The organism is Acaryochloris marina MBIC11017 (assembly GCF_000018105.1).
GTDB lineage: Bacteria > Cyanobacteriota > Cyanobacteriia > Thermosynechococcales > Thermosynechococcaceae > Acaryochloris > Acaryochloris marina.
In genome coordinates, this window is the sequence record NC_009933.1 from 90841 (window position 1) to 103430 (window position 12590).

At 48.0% G+C, this 12590-nt stretch carries 11 protein-coding genes; 9 read left to right on the plus strand and 2 right to left on the minus strand.

All coding sequences use genetic code 11. The features are described from left to right. The first annotated feature begins 242 nt into the window (after positions 1–242). From AM1_RS37255 to AM1_RS37295, 9 genes are all read left to right on the plus strand, one after another. Positions 243–524 (plus strand): helix-turn-helix domain-containing protein, encoded by a 282-nt coding sequence (locus tag AM1_RS37255; RefSeq protein ID WP_049783931.1) that lies wholly within the window; start codon positions 243–245, stop codon positions 522–524. 60 nt (positions 525–584) lie between these two features. Beyond that, a complete protein-coding gene (locus AM1_RS37260; RefSeq protein WP_012168502.1) occupies positions 585–1448 on the plus strand; it encodes a hypothetical protein in 864 nt (287 codons plus the stop codon). An 84-nt stretch (positions 1449–1532) separates the two neighbouring features. Continuing rightward, positions 1533–2189, plus strand: a complete 657-nt coding sequence (locus AM1_RS37265) for a hypothetical protein (RefSeq protein WP_012168503.1) — start codon at positions 1533–1535, stop codon at positions 2187–2189. 11 nt (positions 2190–2200) lie between these two features. Beyond that, the gene (locus AM1_RS37270; protein ID WP_012168504.1) at positions 2201–5326 is read left to right on the plus strand and encodes an ATP-binding protein; all 3126 of its coding nucleotides are present in this window, start codon (positions 2201–2203) and stop codon (positions 5324–5326) included. A 3-nt stretch (positions 5327–5329) separates the two neighbouring features. After that, positions 5330–6475 carry a hypothetical protein gene (locus AM1_RS37275; RefSeq protein WP_012168505.1) on the plus strand — a complete coding sequence of 382 codons (1146 nt, stop codon included), beginning with the start codon at positions 5330–5332 and terminating at the stop codon, positions 6473–6475. Further along, positions 6360–7778 carry a hypothetical protein gene (locus tag AM1_RS37280; protein ID WP_238549406.1) on the plus strand — a complete coding sequence of 473 codons (1419 nt, stop codon included), beginning with the start codon at positions 6360–6362 and terminating at the stop codon, positions 7776–7778. Before AM1_RS37275 ends, AM1_RS37280 begins: the two co-directional genes overlap by 116 nt. 75 nt (positions 7779–7853) lie before the next feature. Then, complete coding sequence (locus AM1_RS37285) at positions 7854–8327, plus strand: hypothetical protein (RefSeq protein WP_012168507.1); 474 nt, start codon at positions 7854–7856, stop codon at positions 8325–8327. Between the two features lie 6 nt (positions 8328–8333). Next, positions 8334–9011: a hypothetical protein gene (locus AM1_RS42780; protein ID WP_012168508.1), complete on the plus strand. Its 678-nt coding sequence runs from the start codon at positions 8334–8336 to the stop codon at positions 9009–9011. A gap of 33 nt (positions 9012–9044) precedes the next feature. Continuing rightward, a complete protein-coding gene (locus AM1_RS37295; RefSeq protein WP_012168509.1) occupies positions 9045–10397 on the plus strand; it encodes a hypothetical protein in 1353 nt (450 codons plus the stop codon). A gap of 111 nt (positions 10398–10508) precedes the next feature. On the opposite strand, the gene AM1_RS37300 is transcribed toward AM1_RS37295, so the two are convergent. Continuing rightward, on the minus strand, positions 10509–10907 hold the full coding sequence (locus tag AM1_RS37300; protein ID WP_012168510.1) for a hypothetical protein: 399 nt from the start codon (positions 10905–10907) through the stop codon (positions 10509–10511). Between the two features lie 580 nt (positions 10908–11487). After that, positions 11488–12462: an alpha/beta hydrolase family protein gene (locus AM1_RS37305; protein WP_012168511.1), complete on the minus strand. Its 975-nt coding sequence runs from the start codon at positions 12460–12462 to the stop codon at positions 11488–11490. Positions 12463–12590: the final 128 nt, after the last annotated feature.

Genomic DNA, 12590 nt, shown 5'->3' on the forward strand with positions numbered 1-12590 from the left:
AATGAGGGTCCATTGCACAAATTAACTACCTGATTTGTGGATTGAGTCTCCCTGAGCCGTTTTGACGGTAAATTAGGAAGCCAATTTTTTCGCTTCTTAATTGGTATAGATAAATATTACATGTTACACATGGATTATGCAATTAATGATGAAATGCTAGCCTAAAGTTTGAATCTATACGTATTCAGTTGTAAATATAGCTTTACCAATAAATGATGTAATTTTTGGAAGAAGTATGAACAATGAAAAAAGTAGTGATCAACTGGAAACTCGCTGAAGTAATGCAAGCTAATGGTATTAGCCCAACCGACCTTGCTGCTGAGATGAAAATTAGTCGGAATGCCATATCAAAAATGAGAAAGCATTACATGCCACGCATGGATGGTGAAAAGCTAAATAATTTATTGATATCCTTAAACACTTTGAGAAAGCCTGGAAAGAGGCCAATACGAGTAAGCCACTTGATAGTTGAGAGCTATACGTTGGAGGAAATGGAGCGGGCAAAAGTTGGTGAGTCTACATAGATTTTGATCTCATAGCTACTCTCCCTACCCTTCCTGTGTAGCTCATCGGCCACACAGAAAATGCTCAAAACCACATTATTGTCACTTGGATTGTTGGCGATCACATTCTCGTCAGCCCTCGCCAATCCCGCTACAATTCCCATAGACAAGGCATTTAAACACACTCAGAAGCTAGAAGTTTCAGATGTAGATCATCTATTAGACTTCACGGATACCCGCTACCGGGTTATCAAAGCCTTTCCCAGTAACCCTCAACAGTTGCGGGCCTTAAGCCTGTCTCGTAACGATCATCAGCAACTCCTTCTCAAGTGGACTCCCAACGGCACAGCCAAAAAGGCCAGTGTCTTCCTACGAGTCATGGGTCCAGGGGGAGAGCAAACCATCACCCTCTTGGTGAAGCGGTCTGGTAATGAACCGGACAATATCAGAACAGCGTTTGTCCCCAGCCAAACCGTCTCCAAAGATGCCGTGATCGGGGAAGTAGCTGAAATTCCCCCCAAGCCAACTGTTGCACCCATCCCTAACCAACTCATTCGCCCCAACTGGAAATCCCACAATTCACCCAAAACCGCACAGCCTGTTAAAGCTCCCTTAACCCTCACTCACCCGAAATCCCCACCCGTCCTCAAACTCAGGGCGACACCCAAACCCATTCCCAGAATTGCCAAGGTCACTACTACAGGTCGGCCCCTTATCGACCGCACAACGCTAGACAACAAAGCCTTAGCCAACTACCTGTTGAGAGGACTACACCGGGCCAGAGGACTGCGGCAAATCAACCGCCATCACGACAACTACTGGTTCGCTCAATCAATGGCCCGCTATCTCAAACGAGGAGTGTCCGTTGATAAGGCCCTGCGCTGGTCCCGACTGCCTGAAAAAACCTTCAACGACCTCCTCGGCCACGGTGGTGTCAGTCGCTGAAAGTACTGCTGTTAAGGCAAATTTGCACCTTCAAAGCCATCTTACCTATGTTTCTATCGTCCCCCCATCGGAGATTGAATCGTCATGCAATCCCCCTTCCTCCAACACACTCGGCACTATGCCCATAAATACGGACCTCAATGGTCTGCTCCAGTCCTCCTCGTCATCCTCACCCTCTGCCCCGTTTTTCTGCCATTAAATCCAGGCACCCAAATCGCCTGGTTAGAAATCATGGCACTGGTCTGGTCCACCGCCCTCTTCCTGCATCTCTATCAACTCCTCAATATTCAAACCAAGCTGGGCCTCTACCTCTTCTTCTCCGGGATGATTGCCTTGGTTCCCTCTATGGTGAAAGCCCAAAACGTCGGCAATGCCCCTTCCAGTGCCTGTAACTCCGGCTTCTTCCTGATCGGCCCCATGCTCGGAGCCGTGGATACTTCCTTGGGCTGGTTTCTGGGTGGCGTCCTCGCTTACTCCCTTTGCGCCTTTATGATTGCCTTGATGATTGTCTTCTTCCTTGTCGTCATCGTCGGTTTAGTGATGGCTGGGGCAGAATCCCACAACAGCAAACGCACCCTGTTTGAAGTCCTCTCCCAATATCTGAACGTGATCATCACCATGATGGTGATCGCCTCATTGGTGACCGTCTTTAACCTGCAATTGAGTAATAACGGCAACGCCGCTCCTATCCCCGTCGGTGGACAGAATCAGCCCCAAGGCGCGACCTCTGTGTTGAACTAGGAGGACATTACATGACCCAGACCGAACAGATTGAAAAAGAACTGCGCTACGGCAAAATCAACCCCTACATCGGCCCCACTCAATTCCAAGTCCTAAGTGGACAGCAGATTATCACCCTAGCGGCCAGTGGCTGCATCTGCTTTATCCTCGGCTTCTCCATCGGCTGGTTTATGGCTGTATTCCTCTGGTTAGGAATCTTTGTCCTCACTGTGTTGGCCTTGGGCAAAGACTACTCCCGCATCTTTGCCCGCATGAGCAAACAGCGACGGTACTACAGTGACCGTCCGAACTACCAAGTCAAGGGAGGAGTCCCCCTGATGGTGATTGAACTACCTGAACCCTTCAAACTCAGTCAGCTTTTCCGCCGACAGACTAAGCAGAAAGCCTTGAAGAAAATAGAGCCTGAATTTGACCTCAGAGCCTATGGAGAAATGCTCCTCGGTGAAGACATCGGCTTCTATCTTGTCCATCAAGACAAGCATGACCGAGCCATGCTCATTTTTGGCTTCACCCTAAAAGGGATTGACCCCACCCTGTCAGAGCAAGATGCAATGGACAGATTGCAGACCATTGTCATGGCCCTCCAGAAAATTCCTGGCATCGAACTCAAATTCTTCTGGGACGTGGAAGGTTCTGCTGATGCAGTCCTCCTTCATCAACATGATCTCGTCACCCACAACGATCTAGATCTTCTCAGTGAAAAGCTGATCAAAAGTGAGGCTCAAGTCGCCGTTGACCTCGCCGCAGAAGGTAAACTTGTCCATTCCGTCATCCGTGTCTATGCCAAGTATCGCCTCAGCTTAGCCGATGACTATGCCGTCAAAGAAGACCGCTTAGATAAACTCCTCGCCCATACCCAGCCCCTAGTCGGCACCTTCCAAGAATATCTCAACCCCCAACCCGAAGGCTTTAGCTCCAAACAAGCCTGGGAGAAAGTCTTAGACCGGGCCTATCAAGCCGGGTATATCCCCACCGTCAAAGCCTTGACTCAAATGGGCGTCAAACCCCAGCCTATGAGCAAAGAAGACCTGTGGGCCATCGACTGGGAAGACACCCATGCAGAACCCGCTGACCCCTGTCCTCAATCGATTACCTACAGTGAAGCGGGCCTGTCTCCCTTTAATGAAGATCAGCCTCTGCCCTATCACATCCTCGGAGAACTGTTCAGCCCCGAGCGAGGCTTACCCGCCGTTCCCACCCCCTACCTCTACACCCTCTATCACCCCATCAAGGATCAATGGGCTGCTCTCGTCAAAATCAACCAGCTTAGTACCTACAACAAAATCGATAACTTCCTCTCTATTGGTTACATGAAATTCCTCCTCCAAGCCCTAGAGGGATTTCATGGCTATCGCCTGATCTCAGAAATCACCCAGATTGAACCTGACTCCCGCCTGAAGCTCGTCAACTCCGCCATCAAAGAACGCAACCGCAAAGCCATCGATGCTCAACTCCTGCACAGCACCCGCAACGTCCAGGCAGAGACGGATGTGAATGAACTCGTCGATGCCTCCCGTGAACTTAGTTCCGGTCGCTGGCCCCTCAAAGTCAGCCTCGGAATCTGGGTCTATCGAGCTGACAAAGCCAGCCTTACCGCTGCCGTTCAAGACCTGATTCGCCGACTGCCCACCAGCAAAACCGAGCAAGTCAGCAATCACCTGATGACTCATTGGATCTCCAGTCATCCCTTCCACTGGCAAAGCTTGTTCTCCAAACCCCAACTGCGGCGAGAAGAATACCAATGCAATCAGGGGGTTCCCTTGATGCCCCTAGTCCATCCCCAAACCATCGATAAACAGGGTATCCCCTTTGTCTCTCGCGGCGTTGCCATTCCTGTCCATCTCAACACAGCCTTAAAGAAGAATCTGATAGCCATCTTTGGACCCATGGGAGTGGGTAAATCCGTATTGATGAACCGGATGATCCTAGAGAACATCATCCACCGCATCTTTACCGTCGTGATTGATGTCCCCCCTGGAAACGGCAAGAGTACCTATCAGCCGTTTTTGAAGCAGCTTCAGGCCATCAATGTTGCTGCAGCCTACTTCAATATCAAAGAACACATCATCAACGTCCTCGCTGAAATCGATACAAGCTGGGCAGGCGATCTCCTCAGTGTCCAACTCCTGAAGAAAATCAAGCAAAACCACCTCAGTCTCCTGCGGGCCTTAGTCCTAGGAGATGACCTCGACCATCCCCTCTACAAAACCATCAAGTCTGTCCTGGCATTGAGCTATCAAGACTGGCGGGCCTTATCGGAGATTGATCAACGCTATCGCATCGCCAAAGCCGCTGCCTTTGGGTCTGAGCCATCCCAACGAATGCCTATCCTCCAAGACTTCGTAGATTACTTTCCCCAGTGGGTGAGACAGTACAAACAAGACAAAGACTGTGAGGATTTGGAACTGCAAGCCATCGCCATGATCCGCACGGAACTGGAAGCCGTCCTCACTACGGATCTAGGAGCTTCCATCAATGGCATCAACACTTTTAACTTCGACCTCCAAACCCTCGTCATTGGCCTGACGGACCTGCAAGACCCCCAAGAGAGCGTCATCTATTCCATGGCTGCGATTAACTTGATGGAGCTGCAATCGTTCCGCTATCCTCGCTCCGCCATCTTTGGCGATGAAATCTCCACCACCTTTAAGTACCGCTCCATCTCCATCCGCTTCGCTGAGATCTGCACGAAGGGAAGGAAAGAAGCCAAGAACGTGGTTATTGCTGGAACTGAAGAGAACACCCTCGTTCAGTCAGAAGGAGGCCGAGATATCCTTAACAACCTGGATGCTGTCTTCTATGGACATTGCAATCCCACTGCCGTTGAGAATGCCTCTAAGCATCTGCGCCTCAAGCCTGAAGTCCTCTCCAAATATGTCCGAGCTGAATATGCCCCCAACCTCGCGGAACTCTGCACCTCCTGGTATCTGCGGAAAGGGAATCAACACTATGAACTGCTGTTCTACACCTCAGCCCTGATGATTGCCCTGCTCTGTACCCAACCTGAAGAAACTGCAGCCAGGGACCGGATCCTGGCTCTCTATCCTGACAATCCCCTCCAGGGCTATATCAAATTTGGGCATCTGCTGAAACGGGCTTACAAACTCAACCTACCCCTGTCTCATATCGGAGCCTAAGTCATGAACCGTAACCAAGCTGTTCTCTTGTCCCTGATCATTGTTTTTTCTAGCCCCCAGCTTACCCAAGCCCAAGTCTTCTCTGATGACATAACCCTACCGAAGAATGCCCCCACCTTCCCATCGGGTAGTCCCAGTACCACAGGGGATGTCAGTGTAACCCAGGATAATCCCTTTGACGATAGCCCTAAACCAAACTTCCTCAAAGATATCTTCTTGGGTCCGAGCAACAATAGACCGATTCATTCCAGCACCTTGAAGCTGTTCGATATTCTCGGAAAAGCCCAGAAAGGCTTAAAGAGCTACAAGTTTGCTGAACAGGTCTATAAGGGCATTACGGGGAAAAACGCTAACAGCATCACCGATGGAGTATTTGGAATTCTAGAGCAGTACGGCATTATTGACCCCCAGAAAGCCACCACTGCCTCAAATCGCTCCACCCCCATCCTGATTGGTCAAGGGAATCAAGGTCCCGCCTATGCCACGGCTGGCTCAATCGGAGCCTTAAAGCTGGAACCCAAAGAACCTTATGAATGGCGGGTCAAAGCCTTAAACGAAAACATCGTCTACAAAAACGCCATCCAAAAGACCGGGGACTTCGTGTACTCCCCAGAAGCTCAAGAGATCCTCAAAGTCCAAGATCAAGTCGCCGCTGATGCCAGAGACGCTGCCGCTGCCGCCGCTCAAGGGGGGCTAGAATCCGTCCTCGCCTCTACCCAAGTCAAAGACCAGAGCATCTATGCCAGTACCGTTGTCGGTGAATATGGCACCTCCGCTCAAAGCGCCAAATCCACCCAAGCCGTCAACAAACTTGAGACGAAGCAAAACACCGAGATTGCCAACATCTTGGCGGGCAATGCCTTTCAACTGAATGCCATCAACGAATCAATGGTCCGCAACACTTCAGCCTTGGGCAATATCGTCACCACCCAATCCATCCTCGTAGACAAACAGACCGTTTCTCAATATCTAGATGCCGCTCAACTGCGACAAAACGGTCAGATATTTACCACCCTCAACAACCACTATTCCTATGAAAAGCGCAAGGATATGTATCAACACCTGGCCGCAGCCGACACCAGTAACCTGCTTCATTTCCCAAACTTGGTGGAACCTCAGCCAAATCCTTCAGGACAAACGCAACCGTAGGATAGCCATCGCTCTGGTCTTGGGGGTGATCATCGTCCTCTATCAAGCGACCCATGCCCATGCGGATTTTGCCGAAGACCTGATCAGCGATTTAGAACCCTCCGTTGCCCATGACGCATTTTGGGATGACCTCTGGAACGCCACCTTTGACCGCTCCACGGGTATTAGTGGTGATACCCAAAGAATTGCCTTTGGAGCTGTGGGTACAGTTGTCCGATGGGTGACCCTGATTGCCTTATTCGTGGTCCTTCTCCATTACGGGTCGGGGATGATGTCCAGCGGCACCAGCTTGCGAAAAGGCAATGAGTTCACCATTAAAAGTGTCTTCCCCGTCGTGGTCATCCTCGCCCTCCTCGCCAATCAGTTTGCTGGGGTCCATGCCGTGGGGATGTTCGTCAATCAGGCCCGCTTAGGGATTACGGGAGAAGCCTATGCTCAATCTGAGTTTGCCACCACCTTCCGCAGTGCGATTAAGGATGCCTATTTCTCAGAGAAGTATCGAGAGAATGTGGCCTTTCGCGCCAAGCAATGCAACCAGATTGAGACCCCCATCACCACCATTCCCTCCTTAGAAGAACCCACGAATCCCGAGACGCCCCTCACGGATGAGCAGCGTCAGTACTACAAGAAGGTTCGGTGTATTCAGTCGATGGTGGACTATATCAAAACCCTGCAAGCCAAAGTCGAGGCTGAATGTGCCGATGGCTGTGTCGGTACAAGGGTGGGTATCGTCAAAGACTTGAAGAGGTACGGGGTCCAAGGTGTGCCTGCGATTGTGGCGGAAAACCTGGATACCTTCGTCATCCCCATTCAAAAACTAGGAGAACTCGCGGCAGATGCCGCTAAGCATGGGGCACAGGAGACCTACCGCCTAATCTTCCGAGCCATTCAATGGGCCTGGACCTCGTTTTTGAATATGGGGTTCTATCTGACGGCAGTCGGCGCACCGATTACCTATGCCATTTCCCTGATGCCCACCAAGCGACATTTTCTCTTTGATTTGAACCTGTTCTCCCTGCTGATGTTTTCCCTAGCGGAGTTTGCCAATATCTTCTGCATTGGAATCGTGGCCCTGATGCTGCAACGACCCACCCTAGTTGACTTGGGCGGGTATATCTTCCCTTTGACCTATGGATTGCTCGCCCCCTTGGTGTCCGGTTCAATCTTCCTCGGTGGGTTTAAGGCCGCTGCTAGTTTTCGAGGGGGTGCCTTGGGTGTTGCCAGTGCAGCGGGGGGCATTGCAGGGGGCATTGCCACCTCAGCGATGATTTCAGCCCGGAACCGCCGAGAGCAATATTACTAAACTAATTTGCTGCTCCTTCCTCATTCTGTCTATGTTCACACTAAGCCCATGAGGTCATTGAGAGGTCAATAAAAAATGCCCTTATATCTCACCCTAATCGTCGTCTTTGTTGCTTTTGCCATTCTGCTGATGGTCATTCGAGGTGGAATGGCTGAACTCAATCCCCTATCAGGCTTGATGGCCTGTGTTGTCTTGACGCTGTTTGCCGCTTATCACCGCATCTTTGCTGGGGCAGACCAGCTTTCGGGGTTAGATTCTTTTTTCACCTTGGGTTGTGGGTTAATTACCTGTCAGCTCTTTATCCCTGAGTTTCGATTCTGGTGGTCGGACTTCCGGTTTATCTATGGCATGACCGTGCTGTTCTATTTCGCCTTCTGCTGGACCTTTGACCATATATACATCGTTTGGTTTTGGTTTACGGGATTTGTGCTGTTTCTACTGTTGGTGCAATTCCTTTTTGGAGTGGCGAGTTCTGGTGGTGGGAGAAGGATTAGAGGGGTTTGTGATCCTGATTCCGAGTTTGATTATTCGATCTACGACGAGTGGTAATGAACGATGACTAAGAAACTCTCTCGCTTCCTCCCCCTACTGGTGGTATCCGCCTTACTGCTGAATATCCTCGTATGCTTTTCCTGGTTTACTCAAGGAGCTAGAGCGCAAGCCCCCTCTCAGGTGTATATCCAAACCGACTCTGGGTTGGTGGTCAAAGGTAAGCCCGTGGATCCCCTCTACCGGAGTGATGAGGTGGTGATGCGGTTTGCCCAGGAATTTGTCTCCGTGGCCTACACCTGGCCGATGAATGGCGAAGGTCAAAATGAAGGCAAGCTAATCTATCCCCTGCCCATGTACACCCAAGCTTTCAAAATCCATCCTGATATCCGGGCAGAGTGGTTAGGGCGTCAGCATATCACCTATGCCAAAGCCAAAGACCCTTTTGCTAACTATGTGGGCAAGCCCCAGCATACAAAGACGACCATTACGGGAGCCAAGATTGAGCGTATGGACCCAGAGGCCCATGAATGGGATGTGCGCTTGTATGCCACCCAATACCGCTTTGATGGTCAAAACAACCTGATCTTTAACCCCGTCAAGGTCAACAAGATATTGACCCTGAGAGCCGTCCAAGGCTTTCGACCCAACTGGCAAATTGCCGATACGGACCTGGGCCGCATGATTGATGATGCCCTGCATTCAGAGCTACTGATTACCAACATTGTGGATCTGCCCACCTAGAACAACCCAGAGAGCAAAGACAAGGAGCGAGACATGCCGACAGACAAACGCCAGGTCGAGGAAGCCAAAGCGGCATTGTTGGATGACCCGGAACTCAATGAACTCTTAGAAGAGAACAAGATTGCTGAAGGTCGGCCCATCAACGATCTAGAGAAACTGGTCGATCCAGGGGATAAAGTCAAACATCCCTACTATCTCCAGCCCTGGTTCAGGATTGGGAGTATCGCCATCCCCCTGATCATCCTGGGATTTGTGGGCTATAAGATTTGGGGGCCAAAACCCCCGGTGGTGATGGCCTTGGGGGACAAGGATAAGCAGATTATCGAGCTGACGGAAAAACTTCAGCAGTCTGAATTAGAGAAAGCCCAGCTTACCCAAGACAATATGGGATTGACTCAGGCCGCAGAGTTAGAGCCATTTCAACAGCGACAAAAGCGGCTCAAGCAGCAGGCTCAGAAAGCTCGACAAGCCAAACAAAAGAAGCCTGTGCCTGTGGGGGGTAAACCCGTTCAGCGCCAGAATACCGTTAGCCTTCCTCGTCGGCTCTATCGCAGTCCATCTCCCAAAAGCAGCTTTACCCCAGCTAACCCCAGCCCCTCCTTGCTTGCGAAGGGTCCCTCATTGAGTGAATGTGTGGGCTATGTGGAGCGGAATATTAACGTTCCAGGCTGTAAACGCTATCAGATTAGCCAGAAACCCCAGTCATCACCTCAGACCAATTCCATTGTCAAAAACCCAACAGTCCCTCGTCCCGCCTATACGCCAAGGCCCCAGACTAAGCCTGTTAAGTTGGCCTTTGCCAGTAAGAGCAAGTCCAAACCTCGGAAAAAAGTAACGCCTGACTATCAGGTGAACTTTATGGCAGGTGAGATTCAAACGGTGGATCAGTTTGAGGCGGAGTTCTATGGTGCAGGCCAGAGCGCTACTGCACCGACGCGCACCTCAATGAAGGCCAAAGTGATTGATCATGTGGAATGGTTATCCCCTCAAGAGGCTCAACAGATGGTCATCCCTTTGAAAATTACCAGTGGTCCCCACAAAGGTCAGATGGCTGAGGCCAAGATTCAGCAGATGAATGGCTTGCAGTTCACGGCTCATGTGGTCAGCATCAATGGTCAAGCGATTGAACCAGGGACGATGGAGGTCAGGCGCAAGAATACCAAGTACCTGAGAGCGCAACTGAAGCGTCAGGGAGGAGAGTCTTTTGGGGATAGAGTGATGGGGACGGTAGCTGCAATAGGTGGGGAGATTGCCACGGATCAGTTAGTGGATGTGCGGGGTGGGAGTCACATTTCGAGGCTCGTATCTAATCCTCAGCGTAGGACCAGGGAAGTGACGCAGTACTGGCGGTTCGATGGAGAGGTTGAGTTGGTGCCAGTGGGTTGATGCGGTGTGTATCAAAGTTACTGAATTGTTTACAGAAAACATCAAACTGCAGCAACGATTTCAGCTCAATTCACCACATGTACTGAGCTGAAAGCCTGATAGTGATTTGAATTAGGCTTTAGATCCCTCGGGACTGTATTGCTTCGTAAGTTTATCATGCAATTTAAACCAGCCTGAAAGCCTCAATCTCATCCATAAACCACTTAGAATCATTTTTGCAGGACCGTTAATAATACTAAGATCCTTAATGCTCTCCCAAATAGTTATTCCGGCAGCTTTGCGATAGTCAGTACCAGTAATAACGCCTAAAAAAGTTGGCATGTTATCACGAGAGATACCATACTTAATACAAAAATCAGCTAATTCATTGCAATATTGAACGTATTCTAAGACATCTTGGTTGGTAATTTTTTTTATTTGAATATCTGCCAAAATAGCTCTTGCCTCTAAAAAAGTAGGGGCAGTTGTTGATTTTTGAGCACAATTAAAGGCTTCTTTGTTATAGTCCATATTTCGATAAATTAACGACTTAAATTAATTTTGGAAATGAAATTACAGTTTGCAGCTTTATAATTTGAGTAACTAATTTATCATATGCTTTTGGTGAAATATCAATTTCAAGAATTTAATTTATGCGAATGCTTATATTTCTTCACATTAGCAACTCTCATATTACTTTTTTATACAATTAAAAAAATCATAAACTACAGCTTTTGTATGCCTCTTAGAATATTCGTTTCATGATGTGCTATTAGCTCAATTTATGCCACGATCTGGCCTAGAATTTTAGTCATGAACCATATCGTTAGCTTGATGTTGAAAGAGGTCTTGTCCCTGTTATATCAAACGATTTTCACCGCATAAGTTATCATGCCTATGTTTCCTTTGTAGCCCATCTACAGGGGATTCCTGTTTGTAACCCTCACTGTTCTCAAGCGATGCCCTACCCTCATCGCCTCCATCCTTATTGCAGCCTTTCAGACCCTTAGTAAAAAGGAATTTTCCAGAGTATTTCTAAAGAAAATTAGTAGAATAATCTGTTGTTTCTCGTCAGTTATTCAAATTAGAATCGAGTTAAAATATTTCAATTTTATGTTGGGATAAATACCAAAGCCTGTTGAACCAAAGTTCTTTGTTTCTTGCCGGGAAAGATTTTTGGCTCTGATGTAAACCAGCCATCACCATGGTAAATAGCCCAAAATGTACCTTCCCAACCATCAACATCTGCATCATCTTTCAAAAGACCAATTTTTGAGTATTGTGGTTCAGATGCAAAAAAATTAAATTTACTAGCAATACCAGATTTGATAGGCCGTCTAGCATTATCAATAAACCAACGCAATATTTCACCGTGTTCATCATTTGGGTTTATACCTGGAATGTCAACCCAGTAGCTTTCATGCGTAAGTGTATCTCTTGTTCCGAGCTTAGAAGTACTACCGTACTGTATAGAGTAATTGGAAACTTCATCAAACCTGGGTGCATTTTCCAAAATATCGATAGGTTCTTTATACTCTGGCGGATTGTATGTTGCTGCAGGATCTAATAAAGTCATGGTATTTACACCACCAAGGAACTTTGCAGCATAGGCTCCTACATAGCTACCTAAGCTATGGGCAATTATGTTTATCTGCTTTGTTTCCACACGAGCTTGTTTCAGTATCTCTGACAGGGCATGACCAACACGTTCAACAGTTAGTGAGACAGAAATATAGTTTAGTGGTATCCCCTTTAAAGTGCTGCTTTTTGCAGCAGTACTCCAGTCCATGATTAAAATCTGATCGGATGGACTAATTCCGTATAGATTTTCAGTATTGACATGTGGTATTACTTCGCCTTGTTTAGATCGAATTATTTCATCAAGGCTATTTACAAAGTGTTCAATCCTACTAGATTTAGGACTACTATTAAATCCGTGTATAACTATCCATATATTTGGTGCATTAGCATCTATTTTGTAGCCTCTTTCTTTGTGGTTATATGGAAAAAGAGATACTTTATAATTGATACTGACTTCATATTCTAGACTTGTTTTAAGCTGGTCTAAATCAGGATGATTATTCATTTGATTTTTAGAGATACTCTTGAATTGTGATAGTTAGAACTATTTATTTAAAAGATTGTTTGCTCTTAGCTCTATAACTTAACTTGTATTTTGAAAAGACTATTAGCACTTTTAAAGTCAATCTTTAA

What these genes read in the sequence shown, in the direction of transcription:
- AM1_RS37255 (WP_049783931.1), top strand. Translation starts at nt 243, where the DNA reads ATGAAAAAAGTAGTGATCAACTGGAAACTCGCTGAAGTAATGCAAGCT.
- AM1_RS37260 (WP_012168502.1), top strand. Translation starts at nt 585, where the DNA reads ATGCTCAAAACCACATTATTGTCACTTGGATTGTTGGCGATCACATTC.
- AM1_RS37265 (WP_012168503.1), top strand. Translation starts at nt 1,533, where the DNA reads ATGCAATCCCCCTTCCTCCAACACACTCGGCACTATGCCCATAAATAC.
- AM1_RS37270 (WP_012168504.1), top strand. Translation starts at nt 2,201, where the DNA reads ATGACCCAGACCGAACAGATTGAAAAAGAACTGCGCTACGGCAAAATC.
- AM1_RS37275 (WP_012168505.1), top strand. Translation starts at nt 5,330, where the DNA reads ATGAACCGTAACCAAGCTGTTCTCTTGTCCCTGATCATTGTTTTTTCT.
- AM1_RS37280 (WP_238549406.1), top strand. Translation starts at nt 6,360, where the DNA reads ATGAAAAGCGCAAGGATATGTATCAACACCTGGCCGCAGCCGACACCA.
- AM1_RS37285 (WP_012168507.1), top strand. Translation starts at nt 7,854, where the DNA reads ATGCCCTTATATCTCACCCTAATCGTCGTCTTTGTTGCTTTTGCCATT.
- AM1_RS42780 (WP_012168508.1), top strand. Translation starts at nt 8,334, where the DNA reads ATGACTAAGAAACTCTCTCGCTTCCTCCCCCTACTGGTGGTATCCGCC.
- AM1_RS37295 (WP_012168509.1), top strand. Translation starts at nt 9,045, where the DNA reads ATGCCGACAGACAAACGCCAGGTCGAGGAAGCCAAAGCGGCATTGTTG.
- AM1_RS37300 (WP_012168510.1), bottom strand. Translation starts at nt 10,907, where the DNA reads ATGGACTATAACAAAGAAGCCTTTAATTGTGCTCAAAAATCAACAACT.
- AM1_RS37305 (WP_012168511.1), bottom strand. Translation starts at nt 12,462, where the DNA reads ATGAATAATCATCCTGATTTAGACCAGCTTAAAACAAGTCTAGAATAT.